The following is a 26,246-nucleotide window of genomic DNA, read 5'->3' as shown; positions in this document are numbered from 1 at the left end:
AACGTATTGTTGGCGCCGGCGTCAGAAGCGACGCTGGCAGGCGTCGGAACTGGCATTCCGTTTTGCCATCCAGCCAGCACAGCACGTTTGGCGGCGAGTCATCACTTCGGCGGCGACGGGCTCGGGTGTCGGCGCTTTGCTTGTCACGGTCGCTGGCAATGTGGTCGCGGTTGCTGGCAATGTGGTCGCGGTTGCTGGCAATGTGGTCGCGGTTGCTGGCAACGTGGTCGCGGAGATCAGAGGCATCTTGTCTGGTGACGACGATTCTGCCGGCAAGATTGCCGCAGACAAGCAGTCTGGCGACGCGACTATGGTCACCACAGTTTCGAGCCCCAAACCATTCAGTTCGTGCTGAACCATTTGCGCAGAGGCCTTTTCAAACACCAGCACGGCGGGCAGCGCTGCGCTGACTGATGGCCGCTGTGGCCGCCACTTTTGCGCCGACGCCCACTCCGGGCTGAATTCCCGGATCACCACGTCGATATGGCGGACATCGTTCAGCATGAACTCGTCGCCGATGTAAATCTCGTAGCGCTGTTCTCTAGTCAGCGCTACAGACGTCAGCATCACGGTCAGCTTTTCGCCGGCGAGCAAGGTCGACCACTGCTGCTGGATGAGGTGCAGCAGCGAAGCGGTTGTTGACCGAGCGGCAGTCGCTGTGATGTCAACCGCTGGAATGTCATTGTCGGTGATGTCATTGTCGGTGATGTCATCGTTTTGGCTTGTCATGTCGATGCGCTCCTTTTTTTAAACGGATTGATTCACGCGCTTACCGCAAAAACCGTTCCCCGAAACGCACAGACAGTTTGCCGGCCGGCGCTATTCGTGGATGCCGTCAATCCCGCGTGACCAGCAACTGATGCTCAGCCGGATGCGCGGGCAACGCGGCCAGCGCTCGCCACCAGCGGGTCGTCGGTTGCGGCTGCGCGATACTCAGATGCTCGCCCATGCGCGGCGTGGTCAGCGCGACATGGTGGTGCGCGGCCAGTGCGGTAATGCGTTCAAATGGCTCATGCCAACTGTGCATCGACAAATCGAAGGTGCCATTGTGGATCGGCAGCAACCAGCGGCCACGCAGATCCAAATGCGCTTGCAGCGTCTCTTCCGGTTGCATGTGCACGTCTGGCCATTGCGCGTTGTAGGCGCCGGTTTCCATCAGCGTGAGATCAAACGGACCGTACTTGTCGCCGATGGCTTTGAAGCCATCGAAGTAGCCGGAGTCGCCGCTGAAAAACACCCGGAGCTCGTCATCGCGGATCACCCACGACGCCCACAGCGTCTTGTTGCTGTCAGCCAGACCGCGACCGGAAAAATGCTGCGCGGGTGTGGCGGTCAGGCGCACGCCGGCCAGCTCGGTGCCTTGCCACCAATTGAATTGGCGCACCTTGCCGGGCGCAATGCCCCATTCGATCAACGTGTCGCCGACACCGAGCGGCGTCAGAAAAAACTCGGTCTTGTCAGCCAGAGCTAGCACGGCCGCTTTGTCCAGGTGATCGTAATGATTGTGCGACAGGATCACGGCCTGAATCGGCGGCAGTTCGGCGAGCGAAATCGGCGGTGCGTGAAAACGTTTGGGCCCCAACCATTGCAGCGGTGAGGCACGCTCTGCAAACACCGGATCGGTCAGCCAGAACGTGCCACGCAATTTCAGCAGCACCGTCGAATGACCGAGCCGGAACAGGCTGCGATCTGGCGCTGCGTCCAGTTGCGCGCGGGTCAGCGTATCAACCGGTATCGAACCCGGCGGCACGGTGTCAGCGGGCTTGTTGAAGAACATGTTCCAGGCCACCGCCAAGGTTTGGCCAACACTCAACGACCGGATGCGACGGTCGTTGTGAAATTTGCCGTGGCGGTGTTGCGGCGAATCGGAATACGGCAGCTGGCGATCAGCCGGCGGGCAAAGCGAGAAGGTCATGGCGGAGACTCCGATTGGCAAAATCCGGCGGGGCAGCAGCAGCGAACACAAAGGCGCGTTTCAGGCGCGGGAGCCGGTCACCTGCCCGCGCTGGCGCCCGGCCCGAACGGAAAAGTACACTGCACGGTGTAGTTTTGTAAAGCAAAAAGTAAACTGGCTGGTGTAGACTGCGCAAAACCCCTACTTTGCCCGTGCCATGTCCCGCTCCGCCCCCGCCAAACCGTCGCCTTCAACCCCAGCAGCCGAAGCCAGCCCGGTCAGCGCCAGCGAGACAACGCCTGCGCCGAGCGGCCAGCGCATGAGTGACCGCAAGCGCGAAGCCATCATCGAAGCTGCGGTAGAGGAGTTCCGCCTCAATGGCTTCGAGGCCACAAGCATGGACCGCATCGCCAGCGCGGCCGAGGTTTCCAAGCGCACCGTCTACAACCACTTTCCCAGCAAGGACGTGTTGTTCGCCGAAATCCTGACCCAGCTCTATCACCGCATTCATGCCCAGCTTACCGTTCCGTACCGCGCCGACCGACCGCTGCGCGATCAGCTCGAAGAGTTGCTCTGGCAAAAAATGCGCTTGCTGAACGACAGCAATTTCATCGATCTGGCCCGGGTCGCCATTTCCGAAGCCATTCACTCACCGGAGCGCGCCCGCGAGATGGTTGGTCGCATGAGCGAACGCGAAGAAGGCCTGACGGTCTGGATTCGCGCCGCCGTCGCCGACGGCAAACTGAACATCGCCGATCCATTCTTTGCCGCCAACCAGCTGCAGGGACTCATCAAGGGCTTTGCGTTCTGGCCGCAAATTTCGCTCAGCCAGCCAACGCTGACGCCGGCCATGCAAAAGCAGGTCATTGATGCCGCCGTGGAAATGTTTTTGCGCTGCTATAGTTGAGCGGGAACGCGAGATTCCGGCCTGCGTCGATAAGGCCGTGGCAGCCGGCCCGCATCATCGTTACGCTCGCTACCCGTAACGAAGAACCGCCCGAAACTGGAACCCTCCGCAATCGAGGCCTCATGCGCACGCTGACCCAAATTGGCTTTGCTTGTTTGAGCGTGATCGCTGCCATCGCGGCGATCAGTGTTGCAAGCATTGTTGCGCACGCCGACACGGAAGCCGGTTCACGCGCAGAGAACGCCCAGAAACCGGTTGCGCTGGTTGCCGATGACTGGTGCCCGCAGCACTGTGAGTTCAATCCAAGCCACAAGGGTTACATCGTCGAGATTGTTGAGCAGGCGCTGACCGAAGAAGGCGTGGCTTTTACCATCACCTACGCACCATGGACGCGCGGCTTGCGCATGACTGAAGCCGGCGACTTTGATGGACTGCTGACGCCAACCGTCAATGGCTACGAACAATTCCAGTTTCATCAGGAGCCTGTTGGCTATCAGCAATATTGTTTTTACGTCAACGCCGACTCTCCGTGGCGCTACACCGCGCCCAAGGATCTGCTCGGCAAGCGACTCGCGCATTTGAAGGAGTCAGGCTTTGGCGAGCTGGAGACTTATCTCAAGGCCAATAAGGACGCCATCGCCATTGATGAGTTTCCCGGCAACAAGGATTTCACGTACAGCATTTTCAAATTTCTGGCCGCCGGTCGCGCCGACACCATCATCATGACTTCTGATGTGTATGACTTTGGCATTCGCCTCGGCAAAATCGCCAGCACCTTCAAAAGCGCGGGTTGTTTGAGCAAGCAAAAGCTGGCAGTCGGTCTTTCAAAAGGCAATCCTGAGCGGGCAAAATGGCTCGGCCAAAAGCTGGACAGCGGCATTCGCAAACTGCGCCACTCCGGCAAGCTCAAAGCCATATTGGCCGAATACGGCATTTCGCCGTAACACGGCGTGAAGTGCGTTGTGTGCAGTGCGCTGCTTACAGTGACCCGCGTTCAGTGAACAACGCAACACGTCGTAACCTGCCAGCGCCCACGCAAAAATCAAACTTTCCCGCCATTCAACCGGACGGAGCCGCCATCATGAACACGCCGATTACCCACACGCCCGATCCAAAACTGGATCTGCTACTTGAACGCATTGTCGATGTGCGACCGGAACTGGTCTGGCGCGCCTGGACCACGCCGGAACACATCACAAAATGGTTCACGCCCAAGCCGTGGGAAACTCCCGAGTGTGAAATTGATCTGCGCCCCGGCGGCCGGTTTTACACCGTCATGCGCTCACCCGAAGGCGAACGCTTCCCCGGGGAAAGCTGCTTTCTGGAAATTGTCGAAAACCGCAAACTGGTCTGGACCAACGCCATGGAGCCCGGCTACCGGCCAAAAATGTCAGCCGCCACCGAGCACTGCGGTGACTTTCTTTTTACCGCTGTCATCACCATGGAACCAGCCGGTACCGGCACGAAATACAGCGCGCTGGTTATTCACCGCGACGAAGCCGGGCGCAAACAGCATGAAGAGATGGGTTTTCACGATGGCTGGGGCACGGCGCTGGATCAGCTCGTTGCGCACATGAAAAGCGTGTGAGTGCGCGATTGCCGAAAAGCCAAACGCTTTCAGCTCTTGCGGAAGAGAATGAACCACAGCGAATCATCCGTCACAGCGTCGCCGTGCTCGAACGTTAACGAAAGTAGCCCGGATGCAGCGCAGCAAAATCCGGGATCTTCTCGATGACCGCGTGATCACTACGGTTATCAATGCCACCATCAATCACTGCGAATTTGCCCAGAATCCGAAGCACGTCTCTGCCAATAAAAAGCGGCCTTCTCCAGCAGCGTGTCGCCGGCTCGCAGTATGGTTTAAGAGACTCGTGGGATGGCTGGAGACCGGTTGTGCCGAAACCCATCGTCCAATTCTCCTCACCAATTTATTGATGGGTTCTGCTAACGCGCTCCCATCCTGCGAACGACCTACACAGACTGGCAACGCATTGCACGCTTTCCGTCTTAACTTGCGAGAACGCAGTCAGCTGGCGCAATCACCAATCAGCTTTCGTCTGGCGTGACCGTGCGAATCGGTCGCGTGCCAATCTTCGCGCCGGTGACTTCGTCAATCGCAACGGCCTTGATCTCGGTTCCGGTTTCAGCGTCGAGGAAACGAATCAGCTTGCCGCCGCCCCGGTATTGCCGCCCCCACGCGCCAATCATGAACAGCACCGGCAGAAAATCGCGGCCGGCAGCGGTCAGCAGATATTCCTCACGCGGCGGGTGCTCCGAGTAGCGCCGCTTCTCCAGCAAGCCCTCCTCGGTCAGCATCGCCAGCCGCCGGGTCAGCATGGTCGGTGCAATACCCAGGCTTTTCCGGAACTGGTCGAAACGGGTCAGGCCGGCATGGGCATCCCGCAGCAGCAGCAGGCACCAGGCATCGCCGGCAAAGGCCACGCTTCGGGCGATGGGGCACGGGTCGTTGGTACTGTTATTTTCGTCCATATCAAATTGGTAGTGACTAGTCGGTGGATTGGGAGTATCGTTGCTATCAATTTGATAGTAACACCCTAGCCCCCAGCATTCCACCCCGCGCGGAGATTTCCCCGATGAGCACGACCAATACCGGCACCGCCACAGCAAAAGCCCCCTTCGCAGGCCTCGAGGCTACGGCTTCCGGCCGGGCAAACACCGCCAAGGCGGCCTCGCAAAGACAGCCGCGCACCGTGAAATGGGCGAATGCCCCCACCCGCACCATCGATGTCGGTGGGGCGCTTTTTGTGTATCGGGAACTCGGGCCTGACACGGGTGTGCCGGTTGTTTTTCTGCACCATCTGATGGCGGTGCTGGACGACTGGGACCCGCGCGTCATCGACGGCATTGCCGCGCAGCGCCGGGTGATCGCCTTCGACAACCGTGGCGTGGGCGCTTCCGAAGGCTCGGTGCCGCGCAGCATTGAAGCAATGGGCCAAGATGCCATTGCCTTCATTCGTGCACTCGGACACAAGCAGGTTGATCTGCTCGGCTTCTCGCTCGGCGGAGCGGTCGCACAAATGGTTGCCCTGCAAGCGCCTGAACTCGTACGTCGCATCGTGCTCGCAGGAACCGGACCCCGCGGCGGTGGCGGCGTCGACAAGATCAACAAAATTGCCGCGCTCGCTTATCTCAAAGCGGCGTTCACGCTGAGCGACCCAAGAAATTTCCTGTTCTTTCCACGCACGCCAGAAGGCAAACGCGCCGCGAAAGATTACTTCTCCCGACTGAAAGAACGCCGCACCAACCGCGACAAAGGCATTTCCATGCAGGCGCGATTCGCCCAATTGGCAGCGATCAAAGCAGCGGGACAGAGTGAGCCCGACGATCTGTCGCAGATTACCCAACCGGTTCTGATCGCCAATGGCGACAACGATCTCATGGTCGCCAGCAGTCTCTCGGCCGACATGGCTCGCCGACTGCCGAATGCCACGTTGACGCTATATCCCGATTCCGGACACGGTGGCGTTTTTCAGTACCACCACATCTTTGTTCCGGCCGTGCTGAACTTCCTCGCCGACTGATTTGATCACGCAACAACGAGATACCCGACATGAAAAAAACCATGATGAAAGCCCTCACCTTCAAACGCTACGGCAAGTCGCCCGATATCGGCTTCACGGACGTTCCCCGGCCAGAGCCGAAAGCCGACGAACTGCTGGTGCAAATCCACGCCGTGGGACTGAACCCCATCGACAACATGATCCCGACCGGATTGTTCAAACCGGTGCTGCATTTTCAGCTTCCGGCGACACTTGGCAGTGATCTGGCCGGTGTCGTGACAGCGGTCGGCAGCCAGGTAACGCGCTTCAAGCCGGGCGATGCGATCTACGCCAGCATTTTCGATCTGGGTACGGGTTCACTGGCAGAATTTGCGGTAGTGCCGGAGCGCGCTGCCGCCATGAAGCCGACCAATCTGGACTTTGTCCAAGCCGCTTCAATCCCGATGGTCGGGCTCACCGCCTGGCAGGCCTTGAAAGAACGCCTCAATCTTCGCGCTGGTCAGAAGATCTTCATTCCGGCCGGATCCGGCGGCATTGGCACGTTTGCGATCCAGCTGGCGAAGCAGCTTGGCGCCACCGTCGGAACGACTACCAGCACGGGCAATATGCCATTGGTCAGCCGTCTTGGCGCCGACGAGATTGTTGATTACACCAAGCAGGAATTCGACACAGTGCTGAGCGGCTACGATGCCGTTCTCGGCACCATCAGAGGCGACGCAATTGAAAAAGCCATCGGCATTCTCAAACCGGGAAGCAAGATCGTATCCCTTGTCGGCCCGCTCGACGCCGCGTTCGCTCGTGCCAAGCGATTGAACTTTGTTCTCACCTTCGTGTTTGGCTTGATGAGCCGAAAAATCATGCGGCTTGCCAAGCAACGTAACGTCTCCTATCAATTTCACTTCGTCCGCCCCGATGGCGCGCAACTGAATGAAATCGGCAAGCTCCTTGAGGCCCAGCGCATCCAGCCAGTCATCGACACCGTGTTTCCTTTCGCACAGGCAAAAGAAGCGCTGGATTACCTTGCGAAGGGCCGCGCCAAGGGCAAGGTCGTCGTCAAAATGTAATGGCGCCGCTTTCGTCTCTACCGGAACGCGCAGCCTGAATGAAGGGAAAGGGAATCCGGGTCGAGCCCCGGCGCGCCCCCGGATTTCGCTGCGCTGCATCCTGGCTACCTTCGTTTGAGCACCGCACTCGACCAGCAGGTGGCTCACGACAACAGCTGATCGGCAGCGAACCTCATCGCCAACATCGCCTGCCCAAGCACCCGCGAACTCGTGGCGCTGCGGCGGAACGAAGCCACGCTTCGTTAATTCCCACCTCGCACCGCGAGGGAAGAAGGGCTTAAACCACCTCGCCCCGCGAGGGAAGAAGGGTTTAAACCCCCTCGCCCCTTGCGGGAGAGGGCTGGGGAGAGGGGGCACCTCCCCTGGCACTCCACCCCAAAACCGCCCAACCTTCACCGCCAACGAAAATATTCCGTTTTTTCGGTAACCTTTTGCCCGCTCGCCAATATTGTCTAAGAACCATCTCAGAAAATGAGTTGGGCGATGGCGAGGCGTGCGCAGAGGAGCGCAAGAGCCGGAGTGTACAGGTCGTACATGAGGACTCTGAGCACCGCATGCGCACGGATCGCCGAGTGCCAGCCATTTTTGAGATGGCTTCGACAGAGATTCTGAAAACGGAACCCGAATGCAAAGCTTTCATGCGCTCTACCAGCGCTATGCCAAGGATGTGTATCGCTTTGCCCTGGCGCTGAGTGGCAACCGCGCACTGGCCGAGGATTTAACCTCAGAGACGTTTCTGCGGGCCATGTCCACGACCACCGAAATACGGGCTGACACGGTCAAGGCCTACTTGTTCACCATCACCCGGCACCTGCATTTTCAGCAGCGCAAGAAAGGCGCCCTGATGACGCCGTTTGATGAGAACGAGCACAGCCATAACCCGGTGGTTGATCACGACTTATCGCAGCAGCAACAAACCGAGCAACTGCTCCAGGCCATCCAGCAGTTGCCCGAACACGAGCGAGTGGTGCTGTTGCTACACGCTTACGACGACATGCCGTACGAAGAAATTGCCACCACGCTGAGCATCAGCGTGGCCGCCGCCAAAGTGCGCGTGCACCGCGCCCGCTTCCGGCTCAGTGAATTGATGAAGGAGAAATCAGCATGACAGTTCCACCCAACAAGAATCTAGCCAACCAAAATCCAAACAGCATCTCGCGCGATGTGGTTTTGGATCTGTTGCCGCTGTATCTCGCCGGCGAAGCCAGTGAGGACAGCAAGCAACTAGTCGATGGCTATATTCACGCCAACCCCGAGTTCGCGACCTGGTTAAAGGAAAACCAGGCCTCGCTCATCCCCGCCGCACCACTTTCACCGTCAGCACAATTGGAAAAGGAGACTTTCATGAAATTCAAGACCGAACAACGGCGTAAGTCATTTCTGCTGGCCCTGGCGATTTTTTTCACCGCCATGCCCTTCGCCTTTATCTTCGAAGGCGACAAAGGCCTGGTCTGGTGGATGATCAAAGACAGCCCGAGCCAGGCCTATGGTTTCCTGTTCATCGCTGTGTGCACTTGGGTGGGTTATATTTGGAGCTCACGCGACAAAACCGAAGCATGATGGCGTCAGCGACAAGCCCCGCCGATGGTTCGGGGCAACGTCAAGCAGAAAATTTCCGCCGCCTGCCCAGCCAGCAGGCGGCGAAAATGCCTTTAGGGTGTTGGCCACCTGTCTATGTCGGTTGCGCCGCCCCAGCAAAAAAAAGAGCGCTGTTAGGCCCTTTTAGGCAGCTTTCGACCCGTAGCGGACAGTCAGGAGGAAATCAAATCTGTCCCAATTTCTCCAGAATGCTGCTACGCAGCAGGGTCGATGGTTGAAAGGTAAACGGCCGCTGCTGGACATTCAACACTTGCGATGAAAGTAGAAGTCGCCTAGGGTTGAATTCTCGTTAGCACTGCTCAGGCCGGTGCTGGCACAACAGGCTTGGAGGTACAGGTACACATTGAAATAAACGCCGCGATCTCGTTTGGGTTGGAAATCTTCGCTTCCATATTTGGCTTTATTGCAATCACTCTGGAGGTGTCTATGAAAAACTCAATCGCTTTCTTTACCTCGGTAATGGCATGTGTTTGGTGCGGAATTGCGTTCCTGCGGAGTCTCTGGTGAGAGAAAATTCCAACCCAAGCGAGAGATTAACGTTTATGTATTTGTGCTACTTGCCAAGAGAGAACGTAGGTAGGTTCGATTCCTCCTCTCCGCACCAACTCTTTGGTTTGTGGGCATAGAGCGCTTACAAGTCAAACCAGTATTAGGCATAACGACCGGCATCAACGGCTCATTTTGCCGCGAAAGTCATAGAGTAGGGATTAACAGAGGCGACAAATGGATAAGCCAGCTGCACCAGTTCCGCCGCCACTTGCTGCACCTGCTGCGGTTTCAACGTCGGAAAAGCTAATGTTCTTCGGGCCTGAATCAGATGCCTGGAAGGATTTGAAACCGGATGTTCCAACCGGAGCCGAAAAGGCAAGTGAGGAAAGAATCATTGCCGCTGCGAAAACGGCTAGAGAAGAGCTCAAGAACTTATTGCTCTCGTCTCTCCAAATGCAGCATGTCATTGTGCTTGCAGGTAGTGGCACATCGCTTGGCCCGGTTACCAAAGGACCATCTATGCGGACCCTTTGGGAGTGTTGCGTGAATGCGAACCCAGGAGCAGGGTCAGCTGCACGGACGGTTTCGCCTGCAGCCGCAAAAGTGATTGCCGAGATCGGATACGACATTGCTGCCGAAAAAGAGAATATCGAGGCCCTCTTGTCCCGGTGTGAAGCATATCTTCAAGTGAAAGGAAGCAAAGAAGTAACAGCCTTCATTACGGCGTCGAAGCAGGTGATACTGGAAAAGTGCTCCGAGTTTATCGATCCGGCGGATGCGAATCAACTGGCAGCCCACCGCACCTTTCTTCACAGACTTTCTCGCAGGCGCGTCCGTGATTCTCGATTGAAGCTCTTCACGACCAACTACGACCTGTGTTTTGAAACTGCCGCGGGACGGCAAGGTTTGGTAGTTCTTGATGGCTTCTCGTTCACCCAGCCGCGACAGTTTGATCCTCGATTCTTCCTCTATGACATCGTCCGTAGGCCGACGACGGGCGATGACGCAGGGACGCCGCTGGAAGGTGTCTTCCACATCTATAAGCTTCATGGCTCAGTCAACTGGTCACGGAAGACTGAGAATGAAATCGAGGTAGAGCCAAAACCGACACCAGATTTGGCGTGTCTGATTTACCCCGCAAAGGGGAAGTATCAACAATCCTATGTTCAGCCCCACCTCGAATTAGTGTCGCAGTATTTCTCCGCCCTTCGCGAACCAAACACGTGCCTCATTGTGACGGGCTTTGGCTTCAACGATGACCACTTGTCCGAGCCTATTCTCGCTGCTGTGCGGACGAACCCACATCTGCGTTTGATTGTCGTCAATCCATTCGCCGACGACCTCACCGCTCGACCAAAAGAGAAGAACAAGTACTGGGAAACGCTGTTCAGCTTGGCCAAGCAGGGAGAGGACGTCTGGCTGGTTAACGCCAACTTCGGCGATTTCGCAGAAATGATTCCGGATCTGAAGTCTCTTACGCCTGCTCAACGACTGACTCGGGATATTAAACTTTTGGCTGACTCCAAATGAATAGAACATCTACAGTCGAGGAAGCGTTCCCCCGTGGCCTGCTTCGCCCGGAGCTGTTCATTGGTGTTTTGTCTTCAGTCTCCGCTCAAGCGGTTCGATTCAATTTGAATGATGCAGGGTCGCCAAGTGGTGCGCATTACCTCGGAGGACGTTACGGCAAGGGGGAGGTTGGTGAGTTTGTTTTGATTGAAGGTCAGATAAATCTATTGCTCGGCCGAGTCGTTGAAATCCATCTACCAGAATCAGAGCGTCGCTCAGTAGATGCATTTCATTCGAAGGTCATCGACCTGGACGCAGTTGGAACAATCCAACTGCTTGGCTCAGTCGCGATGGATTCATTGCGCGTCACTGCTGGCGTTGAGTCCTACCCCCGCCTTGGGGACCGAGTTTATGCTGCACCTCACAACTTTGTTGCCGACCTGCCAAGCTTGATGGAGCCGGAAGGAAGCCCTGGGAGTACGGTACTCCTGAAGCTGGGTTCCATCGATGTTGCTCTCGAAAGTGCTGTCTCGATTCGGCCCGAGAAGCTCTTTGGCCGCCACTGCGCGATTCTTGGGACAACCGGGGGCGGTAAAAGTTGGACGACAGCGCGCATCATCGAGGAGTGCTTGAAATTCAAAGCCAAGATCATCCTCCTCGATGCAACTGGTGAATACCGGGGCTTCAGGGGGGCATTCGTGAGGCATTTGCACCTCGGTACTCCTGTCAACAAGGCTACCGATTCGGAGGCTCGCTCTCTTCCACCAACTAGCTTTGTAGAATCTGATTTTATCGCCCTGTTCGAGCCCGCAGGGAAAGTGCAGGGACCCAAGTTGCGCGCTGCGATGCGTAGCCTTCGATTGGCGAAGCTAGTGCCTGCCGTAGCAACGAATGGGATCATCAAGAAAATAGACCAGTCAAAGGTCCCCGTTGTCACGGCAGAGCAGCAAGCTGGCGTTGGGGCAAGACTTGACGATCCGTGTCAGGAGTTTGACGTAGGCAATCTCATTGCTCAGATCGAGCAAGAATGCGTGTATCCGGACGGCTTTGGGGCGGCCCGCGGCTCGAAGGATACAACCAAATGGGGCGGCGACTCTGGCGAGGTCTCCTATTGCCTGTCTCTAATGTCTCGAATCAGCGCAGTTCTGACTTCCCCATCGTTTGGCTGCGTCTTCAATTCAACTGCCCCTGCGCTGACTGATGCGATCGATAACTTCGTTACCGACAACGGGAGGCTGCTTCGAATTTGTCTGAGTGGCGTAGCCTACGAATTCAAGGCTCGGGAGATTGTTGCGAACGTTATCGGAAGACATCTTTTGAATAAGGCACGTGGCGGCGCATTCGCAACCTCGCCAGTCGTTGTTATCGTAGATGAGGCGCACAATTTCCTAGGAAGGCAAATTGGTGGCGAGGACGCCGTGGCTCGGCTTGACGCGTTTGAGTTAATCGCCAAGGAAGGTCGGAAGTTTGGTTTGAACATTTGCCTCACCACACAGCGGCCACGCGACATAACAGAAGGTGTTTTGAGTCAGATGGGAACACTCGTTGTTCATCGGCTAACGAATGACAGAGACCGAGAGGTGGTTGAACGGGCATGCGGCGAAATTGATCGCTCCGCGTCCTCCTTCCTTCCGAACCTGAAGCCGGGTGAGGCTGCGATCATCGGTGCAGATTTTCCAATACCGCTGACGATACAAATATTTCCCCCAGATGCTGAGCCAAAGTCTGACGGCCCAAACTATCAGAAGTGCTGGAAAGCTGATCCTGCTACGCCGTAAAAAATGGAAAAAGGGGACAGATCTATTTTCGTCTCACTGTCCGCAATGGGTCGTTAGCAGTCGCTCAATAGTGACCTCCGGATCAGTGTTTTTAGGGCCCGCCAATAATTGCTCCACTACGGCATTCTGGTAACCGCAGTCAAATTCATAGTCAGCAAGACGCCAGGTTTGGGCAGCTCGTGCACACCGATTACCGTCCGTGTTGGCCAATGTTTTGCCATCATCTCAACGTAGGCTTTGTTCATTTCGTCAAAGTCGCTCATGTGTAGCAGAAACACATTGATGTGCATGACATGGTCCAAATCGGAATTCACGGACTGCAGCATGACCTGAAACGATTTGAGGATCTGTTTGCACTGCGTATACACATCGGCGCCGGCGAGTTGGCCGGTCGCTGGGTCAAACCCGGCGGTTCCGCCAATGCTGATCAGGTGGCCAACTTTGGCGATGTGGTTGTACGGGCCAATGGGGGTGGGCGTGTCGGGTGGTGTGTAGGTTTCTACGGTGTTTTTCATGTGCTAGCCCCTGCCCCAATGCTTAACTGGATTAGCAACAGCGGATCCCCCTCTCCCCAACCCCGCTCCGCGCCCCAGCCACTCGCTAACTCGTGGCGCTGCGGCGGAACGAAGCTGTGCTTCGTTAATTCCCGCCTCGCCCCGCGGGGGAGAGGGGATCAAAGAAAGGTCGGGCTATTTATTGGCGACGCGTTTCCTGACGACGGGGCTGGTGATTTCTCGTAGTGCATCTTTGCCGATCCATCTGGCGGTTGCATCTTGCGATGCAGCAAGGCGGGTGGCGACGGTCACGGCGGCGGCGTTCAGGGCTTTGTTGCGTTTGCCGATGGCGCGCAGCGCCATGTTCACCGCCTTTTTGACAAAGTGACGCTCGTCGGTCGCGCCGGACTCGATTAGTTGTAGTCCTTTCAAGAAGCCCGCATCGGGCGCGGCTTTGTCATGTACCGACAGGCACCAGAACAAAGCAAAGCCCGCGCGCTTTTCAAACTCAGCGGTCTTCTTGGTCCATTGCTCGGCTTTTTTCCAGGCGTGGGGCGTGCGGTCCCACAGCGCGAAGCAGAGCGTGTCGCAGACGGCCCAGTTATCAAAATCTTTAGCCCAACGGTCCATTTGTGCGGGTGTTACACGCTCGGGCTCGGCGACGTACGCACAGAGCATGCGCGCCTCATAAACGCCCGTTTTCCACAGAGCTTCGGCGAGTTCGTGATGGCGGCCCAGTTGCTTGCCGACTTTCTGGATATCGGCCATTTTGACGCCGAGCGCGTTGGTGTTGGGTATATTGAAGCGGGTCATGCCATCGCGCACGGCCTTGCTGCTGGCGCGCTTGAGCGCGGCCATTGCCACGTCCAGCAACTCGGGAACCGATGGCGTTGCTGCTGCGGTCTGTTTTGCGACGGTCTTTTTTGTGACGGCCTTTTTGGCGACGGCTTTTGTCTCGACAATTGCTTTTGCGCCGGCAGTTGTTATAGCGGTTTTATTCTTCGTGGTCTTTTTTACAGCCGTCTTGGCAGGTGTGCCGGCCTTGGCTTTTACAGCGACCTTGTTCGCTGTGGTGCGTGATGTCACTGCCATTGGCTTCGGCACTCCTGTGCGCGGGTTTCGGGTTGCAGACGTTCTGAACGACTGTGCGTCACCATTCAGTCATCACGCGTCAGCACTTCCAGCAATTCGATTTCAAAGATCAGGTTGGAGTGGGGCTTGATCCGCGGGCCCATTTGCCGTTCGCCGTAGGCGAGATGGGCCGGCACAAACAGTTTGCGGATGCCGCCGACTTTCATGCCGATTAGGCCTTGGTCCCAGCCTTTGATGACCCGGCCAGTGCCGATCACGCATTGAAATGGCTTGCCGCGATCATGCGAGGAATCGAACGGCGTGCCGTCGTCGAGAAAGCCGCGGTAGTGCGCCGTGATCAGCGCGCCTTTGGCAATTGCCTTGCCGTCGCCTTCGCGCAGGTCTGTGATTTCCAGTGCCAAGCTCATAGTGGCTTCCTCGGGTTTGTTATAGCGGCAGTTGCGCGTTGGTGTCGCAATCGGCCCGCATGGTAACCCAGCCAGCGCTGCGCGCCCCGAGGTCTGCTCCAGCCTCGTCCCTGCAATCCGGAAGTCTTTGTGGACGGGTCATGGTGAGCTTATGCCGCAATCCGCCGCATCCAGCCCCAGTGCCCGGCTGATTCGAACCAAAGCTTGGACCGGTATTGCATTGACAGCGACGACTACCGGCATTACTTTACCAAAAGGTTAATTAACCAATGAGTTGTCCAAATGGCTGTCGACCCGCTCAGCGCCACCTTTGCCGCCCTTGCCGACCCGACCCGGCGGGCGATTCTGGCCCGGTTGGCATCGGGTGAGAGCTCGGTGACCGAGCTGGCCGAGCCGTTCGACATGACCATGCCGGCGGTGACTAAGCATCTGAAGGTGCTGGAAAAAGCCGGGCTGATCACCCGCGGCAAGGCCAAGCAGTGGCGGCCCTGCAAGCTCAAGGCGCAGCCGTTGAAGGAGGTGGCCGGCTGGGTCGAGCAATACCGGCAATTCTGGGAACAGCGACTGGATCGGCTGGAAGAGTATTTGCGGGTGTTGCAAGCCGAAGAAGCCGCGCCGCCAGCCGCAAGCGGCGCGGAAGCGTCAGCCACCGAGCCTGCCCCGGCCACAGGCAAATCCCGCTCACGGAGGAGCAAAAAATGACGGCTGTCGCCTCCCCCATTGCCAGCAACTCTGCGCCCGTGCAGCACGGCAGCTTTGTGCTGGAACGACACTTTGCCGCAACGCCGGCGCAAGTGTTTGCGGCCTGGGCCACGCTTGAGGCCAAGCGGCAGTGGTTTTTCTGCAGCGACTGGCCAGCCGCGCAGCATGAACTCGATTTTCGGATTGGCGGCCGTGAGCGCAATCGCACCGGACCGGTCGGTGGGCCGGTGCACGAATATGACGCGCTGTATCACGACATTGTGCCCGACCAGCGAATCATTCTGAGTTACAGCATGGCCATCGGTGGCAGCCGTATTTCGGTGTCACTGCTGACCGTTGATCTGCAAGCCGCCGGTAGCGGCTGCCAGATGACACTGACCGAGCAGTTGGCGGTGCTGGATGACCGGTATCCCATTGCCGAACGCAAACACGGGACCAACGAAGGGCTGAACAATCTTGCCGCGTATTTGCAACACGCATAACGGTGGCCGCAGATAACGCCGCGATCACGGCGCCAATGGAGGGCATTGACATGTTTGGCAATGGCATGTTTTGCAAAAATTTTCTGTGGCAACACGCTGCTGAGCCATTCACGCGTGCTGCGCCGAACGGTTTGATCCCCCTCCTTGTCAAGGAGGGGTTAGGGGTGGTTGCAGAACAACAATGCAAAATCCGGATTACGTTGGCAACGCCACAAGCTGAGCTTAACCACCCCCAGCCCCTCCTTGACAAGGAGGGGTGCCGTTCCGCGCGGGTACCGGAGTTTTGGTGTCCGGCCAGAAAGGGGATTGCCCCGATTCAAGAGGGCGAAGCGATGACATCGTTGCCGTTGGCGGCCGCCGCTTTAGCGATCATCCATGACGACGTCTTGTCAGGAGACTGTGTATGAGCCCGAGTACCTGGCTGGTGCCGGGAGCCCTGCTGCGGCGACAATTGCCACCGGTGCCGCGCGCGGAAAGTGCGGTGATTTATGCGCTGCCATTACCAGGTAAAGCGCAGGATAAATTGTCGGCGCACGAACAGCAGCAATCAGCTCCCATAAAAGGAACACAATCATGAAATACCAAGGCAGCTGCCATTGCGGCAAGGTGGCGTTTGAAGTGGAAGGAGAGATCACCGGCGCACTCGCCTGCAATTGCTCGATTTGCCAGCGCCGGGGCTCGCTACTGTGGTTTGTGCCGCGCTCGGCCATGCAGTTGCTGACGCCGGAAAACGATGCCAGCACCTACACCTTCAACAAGCACCAGATCAAGCACCGGTTTTGTTCGACCTGCGGCATGCACCCGTACGGTGAAGGCACGGCGCCGGACGGCACAGTGATGGCGGCTATCAATCTTCGTTGCCTGGAAGGAATTGATCTGGATGCCATTCCGGTGCAGCACTACGACGGCCGCGCGCTCTGACTTCGCGCGCCGCCAAGCCAACAAAAACGATCTGCTTAGGATTTCAAACCCATGAAAGAACAGTTGAACGAGAAGCAGCGTTGGCTCGCCCTGATCGTGCTGTGTCTTGGCGTGCTGATGATTGTGCTCGACACTACCATCGTCAACGTCGCGCTGCCGTCGATACGGGAAGATCTGCAGTTCAGCGAGACCTCGCTGGTCTGGGTCGTCAATGCCTACATGCTGACCTTCGGCGGCTTTTTGTTGCTCGGCGGTCGGCTCGGTGATTTGTATGGCCACCGCAAATTGTTTTTGCTCGGCCTGACCCTGTTCACATTGGCCTCACTGGTCTGTGGTCTCGCCAATTCACAAGGTTTGTTGATTGCCGCGCGCGCCATTCAGGGCCTCGGCGGTGCGGTGGTGTCTGCGGTATCGCTGTCGCTGATCATGAACCTGTTTACCGAGCCGGCCGAGCGCGCCAAGGCGATGGGCGTTTACGGTTTTGTTTGTGCCGGCGGCGGCAGCATCGGCGTGTTGCTCGGCGGCTTGCTGACCGACATGCTGAGCTGGCACTGGATTTTTCTGGTCAATCTGCCGATTGGTGCGGCCGTCTACGCGCTCTGCCTGCGACTGCTACCGAACCTGCCCGGTCATGCCGAAGGCGGCAAACTCGATATCGCCGGTGCGGTGACAGTCACCAGCGCCTTGATGCTGGCTGTGTATGCCGTGGTCAATGGCAACGAGGCCGGTTGGACGTCGCTGCAAACCATCAGTTTGCTGGCGCTGGCGGTGGTCCTGTTGCTCAGTTTTCTGGCCATTGAATCGCGCGTGGCGCAGCCGTTGATGCCCTTGGCGTTATTCCGGCTGCGCAATGTCGCGGTATCAAATGTGGTGGGTGTGCTGTGGGCAGCGGCGATGTTTGCCTGGTTCTTTATTTCGGCGCTGTACATGCAGCTGGTATTGCAATACAGCCCGATGCAAGTGGGTCTGGCGTTTCTGCCGGCCAACCTGATCATGGCGGCGTTCTCGCTGGGGTTGTCAGCAAAAATTGTCATGCGCTTTGGCATACGCGGACCGCTAGCATTTGGTTTGTTGCTGGCCGGCGTCGGTTTGGCGCTGTTTGCCCGCGCGCCGGTCAACGGCGTGTTTCTGGCCGATATTCTGCCCGGCATGGTGCTGTCCGGCATTGGTGCCGGCATTGCGCTGAATCCGGTGTTGCTGGCCGCGATGAGTGATGTCGAGCAAAGCGAATCGGGACTGGCTTCGGGCGTAGTCAACACCTCTTTCATGATGGGTGGCGCGCTCGGCTTGGCGGTGCTGGCCAGTCTTGCCGCCGGCCAGACGCAGGGCGCAATCGTCGCAGGCGCCGACACTGCCAGCGCCTTGACCAGCGGTTATCACGCTGCATTTCTTGTTGGTGCCGCCTTCGCCATATTGGGCGCGCTACTTGGCGCCAGTTTGCTGCGGGCCGGCCGCCACGGCCAGACCGAGACCACTGCCACGGACAATACGGTTGCCAGCGCGTTGGCAGACTGAACTGCACGCAACGTGGCGGGCGCAGGCTCCAGCCGCTTTCAGGAGGTACCATGCAAATCAAAATCAGCAGCGTGATGGTCAGCAATCAGGAGCAGGCGCTGAAATTTTATACCGAGAAACTCGGCTTTCAGAAAATGGCTGACATTCCATTCGGTGACTATCGCTGGCTGACAGTGACATCACCAGAGGGTATCGCCGGCGTCGAATTGTCACTGGAACCGATGGGCTTTGCGCCGGCCAAGATCTTTCAGCAAGCGTTGTATGAGGCAGGTATTCCAGCGACTGCCTTCCTCACCCATGACATTCAGGCTGAGCTGAAAAAGCTGAAAGCGCGCGGCGTGGTCTTTCGCGGTGAGCCGACCAACATGGGCCCAATAACGGCCGTGATGTTTGACGATACCTGCGGCAACTGGATTCATCTCGTTCAACCCAATCAATAACCGTACAGATACTCAGGGAGTCATTATGGGCCGGCAAATTTATGTGAACTTACCCGTCAAAGACGTTGCAAAAACCAAGGCATTCTTCAGCGCGCTCGGGTTTTCCTTCGAGCCAAAATTTTCCAATGACGACGCGGTCTGCATGATTGTCGCGGACGACATCTACGTGATGCTGCTGGTCGAGAAGTTCTTTCAGAGCTTCATCAGCAAGGAAATCAGCGACGCCAAAAAGACCACCGAAGTGCTGCTGTGTCTGTCATGCAGCAGCCGCGCGGAAGTGGATGAGCTGGTCGCCAAGGCGGTCGCAGCCGGCGGTCGCGTGCTGCGCGAGCCACAAGACATGGGCTTCATGTATGGCCACTCGTTCGAAGATCTGGATGGCCATATCTGGGAGCTGATGTACATGGACCCGAATGCCAGCATGTAATGTCGGTTGCCGGGCGGGTTGACATGGTCGGGAGACGTGAGCCGTAAAACTGGCTGGTAAAAGTGACGATTGCCGCGACTGGTATGACAGTCAAAAGCTGTGGCAGAGTGAACGCTGTCTCGCGGCAAAAAGGTCCGACCATGGAAACGTCAGCGCCCATTGTGACAGCAGATCAGGCCACGGAAGTGGTGATCACCCGGTTGCTGAATGCACCGCGTGAACTGGTGTTCAAAGCCTGGACGGAACCGCAGCATGTGATGCAATGGTGGGGCCCGACCGGCTTTCAGAACACCGATTGCCAGCTCGACCTGCGTGAGGGCGGCGCGTTTGCGTTGCACATGACCGGGCCCGATGGCATCAGCTATCCCTGCCTCGGTCACTACGAAGAGATCTCGCCGCCGGAACGGCTGGTGTTGATTGGTGAAGCCGATGACCGCCATGCCTGCGGCGCCGGCTTGCCACCACGCGCGCGGATCACGGTGACGCTGGTCGATTTTCATGGCCGCACTGAATTGACCATCCACACCCGGTTTGAATCCGCGACGGGCAAACAGGCTGCGGTTGCAATGGGTTATCGCACAGGCTGGGAAGGTGCCTTTGCGCGTCTGGCTGATTATTTGCGTGCGAATTGAATCTGTTTGCGAAATGAATCTGTTTGCGAAATGAAACGGGGCGCGAACGAAGCCAAGGCATGAATTAAAAACCTTGCCTGCCGCGCCGCACTACCCCGGCGATCTCGCTGTGCCGGTTTTCCACCAACGATGACAACAAAAGGACCTGCAACATGAGCGAACTGCCGCAACTCTGGTTGCCCATACTGGCCTCGGCCGTGTTGGTTTTTATTGCCAGCAGTCTGATTCACATGGTGTTCAAGTGGCATAACAGCGACTACAAAAAGCTCGACAACGAAGACGCGATGCGCGCCACCGTCCGAGCTGGCGGCCTCAACCCGGGCCAGTACCATTTCCCGCATTGCGGTGACATGAAGGAGATGAACGATCCGGCCCAGCAGCAGAAATACAAAGACGGCCCGATCGGCATTCTGACCATCATTCCGAACGGCATGCCGAACATGGGCAAGATGCTCGGCTCCTGGTTCCTGCTCAATCTCCTCATTGCCGCAATGGCCGCCTGTCTGGCCGCGCAATCGTTCGGCTTGCAGGGCAATGCCCATCTCGCCGGGCATCTGGTTGGCATGAGCACGTTCATGGCCTACGGTACCGGCAGCGTCGCCAATGCAATCTGGATGGGCAAGACCTGGAGCAGCGTGTTCAAGGATCTGCTGGATGCGCTAATTTACGGCACCGTCAGCGCGCTGACCTTCATGTGGTTGTGGCCATAATCACGCCGTCTCACTGACGGCCTTACCCGAAAAAAAGGCGCGGCCTGCTGGTCGCGCTTTTTTTCTTTGCCTCAATCAAACACAGTACACAGCGGGTGAAGATCGCGCTTGATGATCCCCCTCCTTGTCAAGGAGGGGTTAGGGGTGGTTGGGTTCCCGATGCGATCAAGCAGGAAGTCACGCAATTTTTTCGAACCCAAACGGGCAGCGCGCTATGAAGTGAATAGCTGCCGCCGTGCGTTCTGAACTGAACCACCCCCAGCCTCTCCTTGCCAAGGACGGGAGCAGCACAAACCCGTAACTCGCTCGCAAGGCGTCTAATTGGCGGCGTATTTTCCCCGTCACCCAATTTTCCCTACATTCAGTTTTCCCTACCCCCGAAACCTGCTGCCTTGCCGCCAATTCTCGCCGCCAAAACCGACTAAACTGCAGCCATCTCACCCTTGATTGCCATCGATGCGGGTGGGGCTCAACGCCCCAGCCGCATTGCGAGACCGGCAACCGTCGAGCACGCGATGACCAACGATACCGTGCTGGCCCTGAGCCAGGCCTGCCATGCCGAAGTGCCGCTGGACTCCGCCCTGAGTCAGTTGACCTCGGTGCTGGCGAGCGCGCTACAAGCCTCTCGCGTCAGCATCTGGCAACGCAATGAACAGTCCTGTCTGTTTTGCCGGGCCGAGTCCGCTGCCGACAATCCGCTGCGCCGAGCCGCGGTCTTTTCCGCCCAGCAATGCCCGCGCTACTTTCAGCAACTGCAAACTCGGCAGCTGTTAATCAGCAGCGATCCGCAGCAAGACCCACGGCTGGCCGAACTGGCAGCCGGTTATCTGGCGCCGTTCGCCATCTCGGCGCTGCTGGAAATGCCTGTGCACGCCGGCGGTCAGCTCTGGGGCGTATTGCGGGTGGAACAGAACAATGGCCGTCGGGAATGGAGCGCCGCGGATCAGTCACTGCTCATACTGGCAGGCGAGCTGCTGGAGCAACGGCTACAACACGAACAACTGCAAACGCAGCTTGGCAAGCTGCAACAGATCAACGCGATGCAGCAGGCGATACTGGACGGCGCCGATTACGCGATTATCTCCACCGATGTCGATGGCGTGATTCGCAGCTTCAATGCGGCTGCCACCCGCATGCTGGGTTATCCCGCCGAAGCCGTCATCGGCAAGCTAACCCCGGCGCTGTTTCACGATGCCGACGAAGTCCTGCAACGGGCGACCGAACTGAGCCAGCAGCTTGGCGAGCCCATCAATAGCGGCTTTGATGTGTTCGTCGCGCTGTCGCGCCGCGGTCAGGCCGAACAGCGACAATGGACGTACATCCGTAGCGATGGCAGTCGCTTTCCGGTGCTGCTGTCAGTCACTCCGATACGTGAGCATGGCGATGGCATCAGCGGCTTTCTTGGCATTGCCGCCGATCTGAGCGAGCAGCAGAAAACCCGCGCCTCGCTGCGTGACAGCGAAGCCCGCTATCACACCTTGTTTGAAGGCACCGGCGACAGCATCTTCCTGATGCGCGGCGAACAATTTGTCGACTGCAACCCGGCCACGCTGAAAATGTTTGGCTGCACCCGCGAGCAAATCATCGGCCAGCCGCCGTATCGGTTCTCACCAGAGTTTCAGCCGGACGGTCGCCGCTCGGATGAAAAAGCGGTGGAGAAAATCACTGCCGCGTTCAACGGCATGACCCAGAAGTTCGACTGGCTGCATTGCCAGTACGACGGCACCCCGTTCGATGCCGAAGTGACCTTGAATATCGTCACCATTGCCGGCGAGCCGCATTTGCTGGCGACGGTCCGTGATCAATCCGAGCGCAAGCGCGCCGATGCCGAGTTGGCGCAATCACGCAAGGAATTGCTGGAACGCAATGAGAGCTTGCGGCTGATCAATCAGCTGTCGACCCAGCTGCACGGTTCGGCCGACACCCAGCTCATTCTGCAAATGGCGACCGATGCGCTGCTGGGTCTGAGTCAATCTCCGCACGTGATGATCTGCCTGCAGGACGATGACCCGATGGCACCGCACGTCAATGTCAGTGCCGGCTTCGCTGCCGAGCGTTTTCCGGTCGGTGAGCTGACGCCGCTAGTCGAAGCTCTGGATCGGGTTCTAGCCAAACAGCCGGGCTTGTTTGTTTGCCCGGCGCTGACCGATGGCGAGCCGTTCCCGACCGCCGTTCGCGACCGCTTACAGCACGCCGGCGTTCAGGCCGGCGTGGTGATTCCTTTGCCGTATCGCGAGAAGGTGCTCGGCCGCATCGGACTCTGGTATCGCGAGCCGCGCGATTTCGGTGATATCGAACTGGATTCGTTTACTGCCATCGGCAATACCGTTGCGCTGGCGATTGCCAGCGCGCGCCACGTCGATGGTCTGGAATACCTGGCCCACCATGACAGCCTGACCGGGCTGCCGAACCGGATGTTCCTGCATCGTGAGTTTGCCGCTCGCATGGCCCACCGCAAAACCGACAACGGCCGGGCTGCATTGATGCTGATGGATCTGGATCGGTTCAAGGAAATCAATGACACCCTTGGCCATCATGTCGGCGATTTACTGCTGCAACAAATCGGGCCGCGGCTGAAGTCGGCGTTTGCCGGTCAGGACGGCGTGCTGTGCCGGCTCGGTGGCGATGAGTTCACACTGTTGCTGCCCGATGGCATCACGGCCGCTGCGGAGAATGGCGAGGGCCATATCGAGGCCAGTGTCGAGAATGATGTCGAGGCCATGCGCCAGTTCGCCCAGCAATTGCTGAAAGCGCTGCGTGCTCCGTATGACGTGGCCGCCATGCAATTGATGGTGGATGCCAGCATCGGCATTGCATTTTATCCAGACGATGGTGACGACAGCCACGCGCTGCTGCGCAGTGCCGACGTGGCAATGTATGAAGCCAAACGCAAAGGCGGCGGCGTCGCCATTTATGATCGCAGTCAGGATCAGAACAGTCCGGAACGGCTGGCCATGATGGCCGATCTGGATCTGGCGCTGCGCGAGCGCCAGTTGCTGCTGCACTACCAACCCAAACTCGAATTGAAAAGTGGTCGCATCACCGGTTTCGAGGCACTGGTGCGTTGGCAGCATCCGCGTTTTGGTTTGCTGTTTCCGGACAGCTTCCTGCCGATGGCAGAAATGAGCGAAGCCATCCATCCGCTAACCGAGCTGGTGCTCGATATGGCCTTGGCACAATTGCAGCAATGGCAGACACGCGGGCTGAAACTCAACATGGCGGTCAACCTGTCGGCGCGCAATCTGCGCGATGACCGTATTTTGCAGACGATCCAGACCGGCTTGCAGCGCTATCAGGTCGAGCCAGCCCAGTTGGAACTGGAGATCACCGAAACCGCGCTGATGGATGAGCCGGAGCAAGCCGCGTTCCGGCTCGACCGGATGGCCGAGCTCGGCGTCCGCATCGCGATTGATGATTACGGCGCCGGTTATTCCTCGCTGGGTTATCTGCACCGGCTGCCGATTCACGCCTTGAAAATTGACCGACTGTTTGTCCGCGACATGTTCAGCAACGAACACGACACCATCATTGTCCGCTCGACCATTGCGCTGGCGCACAACCTCGGCCTGCAGGTGGTTGCCGAAGGCGTTGAAGACAGCCAGACCCAGATGCTGCTGCTCGGCATGGGCTGCGATCACATTCAGGGTTACCACCTGTCCCGGCCGATGCCACCCGACCAACTCGGCCGCTTCCTGCAGAACCCGTAGTCTGCACATCCGAAGTGCTTTCATGCCTCAGCGTGTTTGTGCGCCCCAACCTGACTGCTGCAGCACTGGCGGTCAGCGACATAACGCGCTAGCTTAATCAGGACAGCGATCTGTGCTGACGGCCAGCCGAGCCAAGTCGGAACAAGCTTTGGGACGCACGGAACAAGTCGTCAACTACCGTTCGTGGTGAGCTTGTCCCGCAAGGGGATTTCCTGCGGTCATCGAACCACAGAAGACTGATATGTCCGCGTAATTCTGTTCCCCCTTCGACAGGCTCAGGGCGAACGGAGACCCAATCAGAGTCTCCTTAGCCTGAACCAGACGAGACAGAACCGCACAGAACACGCTCAGCTGAGCCCGGCAGCGACCGCAAGCAATCGTTGCAAGACAAGGACGCAACACCACACCAAGGATGCCCCGGCAATGACAAGTACCGTTACTCTGCCTCTGTGGCTGGTATTGCTGTTGCTGGTGCTGAGCCTCTGGATGCTGGCCAGCCGCTTGTTGATGCCGTCGATGCGCTGGCTGATGCGACGGCGGGTCAACAAGGTCATCAATCGGCTCAATCAGCGCCTGCATATTTCCATCCGACCTTTTCAATTGACCAAGCGCGAAGCCTTGATTGATCGGCTCGCCTACGACCCGAAAGTGCTCGAAGCTGTCGCCGAATACGCCAATGAAAAGCACTTGCCGCGCGAGCTGGTCCAGCAGCAGGTGCACAAATACGCGCGCGAAATCGTGCCCGCCTTCAACGCTTATATCTATTACCGGGTGGGCTACGCGCTGGCCCGGCGCTTCGCCCGCTTTCTGTATTCGGTGCGGGTGCGTTTCCACGATGACAACAAACTGGCTGGCATCGACAGTCATGCCGCCGTGGTGTTCGTGATGAATCACCGCAGCAACATGGATTATGTGCTGGTGGCGTTTCTGGCGGCGAAGAAAACCGCGCTGTCTTATGCGGTCGGTGAATGGGCTCGGATCTGGCCGTTGCAGCAATTGATCCGGGCGATGGGCGCGTTCTTTGTCCGGCGTAACTCCAAGGACCCGTTGTATCGCCGGGTGCTGGAACGCTACGTCAGCATGGCGACCGAGCAAGGCGTTTGTCAGGCGGTGTTTCCGGAAGGCGGCTTGTCGCGCGATGGAAAACTGCAAAGCCCTCGCCTTGGCATCCTCGATTATATGCTGCGCAGTTTTGGTCCGCGCGCCGAGCGCGATATCGTGTTCGTGCCGGTGGGCATCAACTACGACCGGGTGCTGGAAGATCGCACGCTGCTGCGCACGCTGGACCCCAGCGCGCCCAAACGCAGCAGCTGGTTTGCCTTGCGCACCACCGTGAAATTTGTCGGTCAGTCGTTCTGGCTGATGCTGCGCTCGCGCTGGCAGCGTTTTGGCTACGCCAGCGTGGTGTTCGGCTCGCCGCTCAGCGTGCGCAGTTATTGCGCCGAACGACAACTGATTTTTGCAAAGCTGAACAAGGAAGAACGAATCGCCGCCGTCGCGGAGCTGTCACAGCAACTGATGACCCGCATCGATGCGGTGGTGCCGGTGCTGCCCGTGCCGCTGGCGTGCGCGACGCTGCTGGAAGCCGGCGGTACCTGGTTGTCGGCGCTGACCATCAAGGCGCACTGTCAGCAGCTGCTTGCGCGCGCCGCCCAACTGCATTTGCCGATCGTGATTCCGCCGGCAGTGCAGGAAGCACAATTCGACGCGGCGCTGCACATGCTGGAGGTTCGGCATTTGGTAGAAGTGCGCGACGGCAGTTATCGCGCCGTGGTGTCTGAGCGCGCGGTGTTGCAGTACTACGCCAATACCCTGCCGCAGGCGCTGCGCGACGGGGCCGCCAGCGGCGAGCGGCAAACGGGCGACGTCGATGCACTTGCTACCGTCGATACCAACGAAACCAACGAAACCACTACAACCGACACAACCACATCTGCCACCACCACCGTGCACTGA

Annotated in this window: 27 protein-coding genes; 21 read left to right on the top strand and 6 right to left on the bottom strand. The window is 58.1% G+C overall.

Translation table 11 applies throughout. The features are described 5' to 3' along the window. Positions 1 to 21 precede the first annotated feature (21 nt). Positions 22 to 729, bottom strand: coding sequence for a hypothetical protein (locus tag HPT27_RS07240; RefSeq protein ID WP_172241046.1), 708 nt, complete (start codon positions 727 to 729; stop codon positions 22 to 24). A gap of 106 nt (positions 730 to 835) precedes the next feature. Next, on the bottom strand, positions 836 to 1,915 hold the full coding sequence (locus HPT27_RS07235; RefSeq protein ID WP_172241043.1) for an MBL fold metallo-hydrolase: 1,080 nt from the start codon (positions 1,913 to 1,915) through the stop codon (positions 836 to 838). Positions 1,916 to 2,213: 298 nt separating this feature from the next. Between HPT27_RS07235 and HPT27_RS07230 the strand changes: the two genes are divergently transcribed. The 3 genes from HPT27_RS07230 (at position 2,214) to HPT27_RS07220 (ending at position 4,389) form a co-directional block, all read left to right on the top strand. Continuing rightward, positions 2,214 to 2,801, top strand: a complete 588-nt coding sequence (locus HPT27_RS07230) for a TetR/AcrR family transcriptional regulator (protein ID WP_235950854.1) — start codon at positions 2,214 to 2,216, stop codon at positions 2,799 to 2,801. 122 nt (positions 2,802 to 2,923) lie between these two features. After that, positions 2,924 to 3,745: a substrate-binding periplasmic protein gene (locus tag HPT27_RS07225; RefSeq protein ID WP_172241037.1), complete on the top strand. Its 822-nt coding sequence runs from the start codon at positions 2,924 to 2,926 to the stop codon at positions 3,743 to 3,745. A gap of 137 nt (positions 3,746 to 3,882) precedes the next feature. Next, the gene (locus tag HPT27_RS07220; protein WP_172241034.1) at positions 3,883 to 4,389 is read left to right on the top strand and encodes an SRPBCC family protein; all 507 of its coding nucleotides are present in this window, start codon (positions 3,883 to 3,885) and stop codon (positions 4,387 to 4,389) included. Between the two features lie 458 nt (positions 4,390 to 4,847). On the opposite strand, the gene HPT27_RS07215 is transcribed toward HPT27_RS07220, so the two are convergent. Beyond that, entirely contained in the window at positions 4,848 to 5,291 is a 444-nt protein-coding gene (locus HPT27_RS07215) for a winged helix-turn-helix transcriptional regulator (RefSeq protein WP_172241031.1), read from the bottom strand. A 104-nt stretch (positions 5,292 to 5,395) separates the two neighbouring features. Between HPT27_RS07215 and HPT27_RS07210 the strand changes: the two genes are divergently transcribed. The 6 genes from HPT27_RS07210 to HPT27_RS07185 all read left to right on the top strand — a co-directional run bounded on the left by HPT27_RS07210 (position 5,396) and on the right by HPT27_RS07185 (position 12,761). Next, entirely contained in the window at positions 5,396 to 6,343 is a 948-nt protein-coding gene (locus HPT27_RS07210) for an alpha/beta fold hydrolase (RefSeq protein ID WP_172241028.1), read from the top strand. A gap of 44 nt (positions 6,344 to 6,387) precedes the next feature. After that, complete coding sequence (locus HPT27_RS07205) at positions 6,388 to 7,386, top strand: NADP-dependent oxidoreductase (RefSeq protein WP_172245161.1); 999 nt, start codon at positions 6,388 to 6,390, stop codon at positions 7,384 to 7,386. 625 nt (positions 7,387 to 8,011) lie between these two features. Continuing rightward, positions 8,012 to 8,494, top strand: a complete 483-nt coding sequence (locus HPT27_RS07200; RefSeq protein WP_172241025.1) for an RNA polymerase sigma factor — start codon at positions 8,012 to 8,014, stop codon at positions 8,492 to 8,494. Beyond that, positions 8,491 to 8,946, top strand: coding sequence for a hypothetical protein (locus HPT27_RS07195; protein ID WP_172241022.1), 456 nt, complete (start codon positions 8,491 to 8,493; stop codon positions 8,944 to 8,946). The genes HPT27_RS07200 and HPT27_RS07195 overlap by 4 nt, the downstream gene beginning before the upstream one ends. 762 nt (positions 8,947 to 9,708) lie before the next feature. Further along, positions 9,709 to 11,004, top strand: a complete 1,296-nt coding sequence (locus HPT27_RS07190) for an SIR2 family protein (protein ID WP_211197882.1) — start codon at positions 9,709 to 9,711, stop codon at positions 11,002 to 11,004. Next, positions 11,001 to 12,761 (top strand): ATP-binding protein, encoded by a 1,761-nt coding sequence (locus HPT27_RS07185; protein WP_172241019.1) that lies wholly within the window; start codon positions 11,001 to 11,003, stop codon positions 12,759 to 12,761. Before HPT27_RS07190 ends, HPT27_RS07185 begins: the two co-directional genes overlap by 4 nt. A 116-nt stretch (positions 12,762 to 12,877) precedes the next feature. On the opposite strand, the gene HPT27_RS07180 is transcribed toward HPT27_RS07185, so the two are convergent. The 3 genes from HPT27_RS07180 to HPT27_RS07170 all read right to left on the bottom strand — a co-directional run bounded on the left by HPT27_RS07180 (position 12,878) and on the right by HPT27_RS07170 (position 14,754). Beyond that, a complete protein-coding gene (locus tag HPT27_RS07180; protein WP_172241016.1) occupies positions 12,878 to 13,276 on the bottom strand; it encodes a RidA family protein in 399 nt (132 codons plus the stop codon). Positions 13,277 to 13,450: 174 nt separating this feature from the next. Further along, positions 13,451 to 14,347, bottom strand: a complete 897-nt coding sequence (locus tag HPT27_RS07175; RefSeq protein ID WP_211197881.1) for a DNA alkylation repair protein — start codon at positions 14,345 to 14,347, stop codon at positions 13,451 to 13,453. A 65-nt stretch (positions 14,348 to 14,412) separates the two neighbouring features. Continuing rightward, positions 14,413 to 14,754, bottom strand: a complete 342-nt coding sequence (locus tag HPT27_RS07170) for an FKBP-type peptidyl-prolyl cis-trans isomerase (RefSeq protein ID WP_172241013.1) — start codon at positions 14,752 to 14,754, stop codon at positions 14,413 to 14,415. A 282-nt stretch (positions 14,755 to 15,036) separates the two neighbouring features. Between HPT27_RS07170 and HPT27_RS07165 the strand changes: the two genes are divergently transcribed. The 12 genes from HPT27_RS07165 (at position 15,037) to HPT27_RS07110 (ending at position 26,246) form a co-directional block, all read left to right on the top strand. Beyond that, a complete protein-coding gene (locus tag HPT27_RS07165; RefSeq protein ID WP_172241010.1) occupies positions 15,037 to 15,456 on the top strand; it encodes an ArsR/SmtB family transcription factor in 420 nt (139 codons plus the stop codon). Further along, positions 15,453 to 15,938, top strand: a complete 486-nt coding sequence (locus HPT27_RS07160; protein ID WP_172241007.1) for an SRPBCC family protein — start codon at positions 15,453 to 15,455, stop codon at positions 15,936 to 15,938. Before HPT27_RS07165 ends, HPT27_RS07160 begins: the two co-directional genes overlap by 4 nt. Before the next feature lie 50 nt (positions 15,939 to 15,988). Further along, complete coding sequence (locus HPT27_RS07155; protein WP_172241004.1) at positions 15,989 to 16,345, top strand: hypothetical protein; 357 nt, start codon at positions 15,989 to 15,991, stop codon at positions 16,343 to 16,345. After that, on the top strand, positions 16,342 to 16,515 hold the full coding sequence (locus tag HPT27_RS07150) for a hypothetical protein (protein ID WP_172241001.1): 174 nt from the start codon (positions 16,342 to 16,344) through the stop codon (positions 16,513 to 16,515). Before HPT27_RS07155 ends, HPT27_RS07150 begins: the two co-directional genes overlap by 4 nt. Next, positions 16,512 to 16,859: a GFA family protein gene (locus HPT27_RS07145; protein ID WP_172240998.1), complete on the top strand. Its 348-nt coding sequence runs from the start codon at positions 16,512 to 16,514 to the stop codon at positions 16,857 to 16,859. The genes HPT27_RS07150 and HPT27_RS07145 overlap by 4 nt, the downstream gene beginning before the upstream one ends. Positions 16,860 to 16,910: 51 nt before the next feature. Further along, on the top strand, positions 16,911 to 18,374 hold the full coding sequence (locus HPT27_RS07140) for an MFS transporter (protein WP_172240995.1): 1,464 nt from the start codon (positions 16,911 to 16,913) through the stop codon (positions 18,372 to 18,374). Positions 18,375 to 18,424: 50 nt separating this feature from the next. Beyond that, complete coding sequence (locus HPT27_RS07135) at positions 18,425 to 18,814, top strand: VOC family protein (protein WP_172240992.1); 390 nt, start codon at positions 18,425 to 18,427, stop codon at positions 18,812 to 18,814. 43 nt (positions 18,815 to 18,857) lie between these two features. Beyond that, on the top strand, positions 18,858 to 19,241 hold the full coding sequence (locus tag HPT27_RS07130) for a VOC family protein (RefSeq protein ID WP_211197880.1): 384 nt from the start codon (positions 18,858 to 18,860) through the stop codon (positions 19,239 to 19,241). Between the two features lie 140 nt (positions 19,242 to 19,381). Further along, positions 19,382 to 19,873 (top strand): SRPBCC domain-containing protein, encoded by a 492-nt coding sequence (locus HPT27_RS07125; protein WP_172240986.1) that lies wholly within the window; start codon positions 19,382 to 19,384, stop codon positions 19,871 to 19,873. Positions 19,874 to 20,025: 152 nt separating this feature from the next. Continuing rightward, a complete protein-coding gene (locus HPT27_RS07120) occupies positions 20,026 to 20,583 on the top strand; it encodes a hypothetical protein (protein ID WP_172240983.1) in 558 nt (185 codons plus the stop codon). Positions 20,584 to 21,098: 515 nt separating this feature from the next. Continuing rightward, the gene (locus HPT27_RS07115; protein WP_172240980.1) at positions 21,099 to 24,290 is read left to right on the top strand and encodes a bifunctional diguanylate cyclase/phosphodiesterase; all 3,192 of its coding nucleotides are present in this window, start codon (positions 21,099 to 21,101) and stop codon (positions 24,288 to 24,290) included. Positions 24,291 to 24,713: 423 nt separating this feature from the next. Then, on the top strand, positions 24,714 to 26,246 hold the full coding sequence (locus HPT27_RS07110; protein WP_172240977.1) for a 1-acyl-sn-glycerol-3-phosphate acyltransferase: 1,533 nt from the start codon (positions 24,714 to 24,716) through the stop codon (positions 26,244 to 26,246).

This window comes from Permianibacter fluminis (genome assembly GCF_013179735.1).
Taxonomy (GTDB): Bacteria; Pseudomonadota; Gammaproteobacteria; order Enterobacterales; family Permianibacteraceae; genus Permianibacter; species Permianibacter fluminis.
Note: the sequence above shows the minus strand (reverse complement) of the source record. Positions and strands in the feature narration are given on the sequence as shown.

What these genes read in the sequence shown, in the direction of transcription:
- HPT27_RS07240 (WP_172241046.1), bottom strand. Translation starts at nt 729, where the DNA reads ATGACAAGCCAAAACGATGACATCACCGACAATGACATCACCGACAAT.
- HPT27_RS07235 (WP_172241043.1), bottom strand. Translation starts at nt 1,915, where the DNA reads ATGACCTTCTCGCTTTGCCCGCCGGCTGATCGCCAGCTGCCGTATTCC.
- HPT27_RS07230 (WP_235950854.1), top strand. Translation starts at nt 2,214, where the DNA reads ATGAGTGACCGCAAGCGCGAAGCCATCATCGAAGCTGCGGTAGAGGAG.
- HPT27_RS07225 (WP_172241037.1), top strand. Translation starts at nt 2,924, where the DNA reads ATGCGCACGCTGACCCAAATTGGCTTTGCTTGTTTGAGCGTGATCGCT.
- HPT27_RS07220 (WP_172241034.1), top strand. Translation starts at nt 3,883, where the DNA reads ATGAACACGCCGATTACCCACACGCCCGATCCAAAACTGGATCTGCTA.
- HPT27_RS07215 (WP_172241031.1), bottom strand. Translation starts at nt 5,291, where the DNA reads ATGGACGAAAATAACAGTACCAACGACCCGTGCCCCATCGCCCGAAGC.
- HPT27_RS07210 (WP_172241028.1), top strand. Translation starts at nt 5,396, where the DNA reads ATGAGCACGACCAATACCGGCACCGCCACAGCAAAAGCCCCCTTCGCA.
- HPT27_RS07205 (WP_172245161.1), top strand. Translation starts at nt 6,388, where the DNA reads ATGAAAGCCCTCACCTTCAAACGCTACGGCAAGTCGCCCGATATCGGC.
- HPT27_RS07200 (WP_172241025.1), top strand. Translation starts at nt 8,012, where the DNA reads ATGCAAAGCTTTCATGCGCTCTACCAGCGCTATGCCAAGGATGTGTAT.
- HPT27_RS07195 (WP_172241022.1), top strand. Translation starts at nt 8,491, where the DNA reads ATGACAGTTCCACCCAACAAGAATCTAGCCAACCAAAATCCAAACAGC.
- HPT27_RS07190 (WP_211197882.1), top strand. Translation starts at nt 9,709, where the DNA reads ATGGATAAGCCAGCTGCACCAGTTCCGCCGCCACTTGCTGCACCTGCT.
- HPT27_RS07185 (WP_172241019.1), top strand. Translation starts at nt 11,001, where the DNA reads ATGAATAGAACATCTACAGTCGAGGAAGCGTTCCCCCGTGGCCTGCTT.
- HPT27_RS07180 (WP_172241016.1), bottom strand. Translation starts at nt 13,276, where the DNA reads ATGAAAAACACCGTAGAAACCTACACACCACCCGACACGCCCACCCCC.
- HPT27_RS07175 (WP_211197881.1), bottom strand. Translation starts at nt 14,347, where the DNA reads ATGGCAGTGACATCACGCACCACAGCGAACAAGGTCGCTGTAAAAGCC.
- HPT27_RS07170 (WP_172241013.1), bottom strand. Translation starts at nt 14,754, where the DNA reads ATGAGCTTGGCACTGGAAATCACAGACCTGCGCGAAGGCGACGGCAAG.
- HPT27_RS07165 (WP_172241010.1), top strand. Translation starts at nt 15,037, where the DNA reads ATGGCTGTCGACCCGCTCAGCGCCACCTTTGCCGCCCTTGCCGACCCG.
- HPT27_RS07160 (WP_172241007.1), top strand. Translation starts at nt 15,453, where the DNA reads ATGACGGCTGTCGCCTCCCCCATTGCCAGCAACTCTGCGCCCGTGCAG.
- HPT27_RS07155 (WP_172241004.1), top strand. Translation starts at nt 15,989, where the DNA reads ATGTTTGGCAATGGCATGTTTTGCAAAAATTTTCTGTGGCAACACGCT.
- HPT27_RS07150 (WP_172241001.1), top strand. Translation starts at nt 16,342, where the DNA reads ATGAGCCCGAGTACCTGGCTGGTGCCGGGAGCCCTGCTGCGGCGACAA.
- HPT27_RS07145 (WP_172240998.1), top strand. Translation starts at nt 16,512, where the DNA reads ATGAAATACCAAGGCAGCTGCCATTGCGGCAAGGTGGCGTTTGAAGTG.
- HPT27_RS07140 (WP_172240995.1), top strand. Translation starts at nt 16,911, where the DNA reads ATGAAAGAACAGTTGAACGAGAAGCAGCGTTGGCTCGCCCTGATCGTG.
- HPT27_RS07135 (WP_172240992.1), top strand. Translation starts at nt 18,425, where the DNA reads ATGCAAATCAAAATCAGCAGCGTGATGGTCAGCAATCAGGAGCAGGCG.
- HPT27_RS07125 (WP_172240986.1), top strand. Translation starts at nt 19,382, where the DNA reads ATGGAAACGTCAGCGCCCATTGTGACAGCAGATCAGGCCACGGAAGTG.
- HPT27_RS07120 (WP_172240983.1), top strand. Translation starts at nt 20,026, where the DNA reads ATGAGCGAACTGCCGCAACTCTGGTTGCCCATACTGGCCTCGGCCGTG.
- HPT27_RS07115 (WP_172240980.1), top strand. Translation starts at nt 21,099, where the DNA reads ATGACCAACGATACCGTGCTGGCCCTGAGCCAGGCCTGCCATGCCGAA.
- HPT27_RS07110 (WP_172240977.1), top strand. Translation starts at nt 24,714, where the DNA reads ATGACAAGTACCGTTACTCTGCCTCTGTGGCTGGTATTGCTGTTGCTG.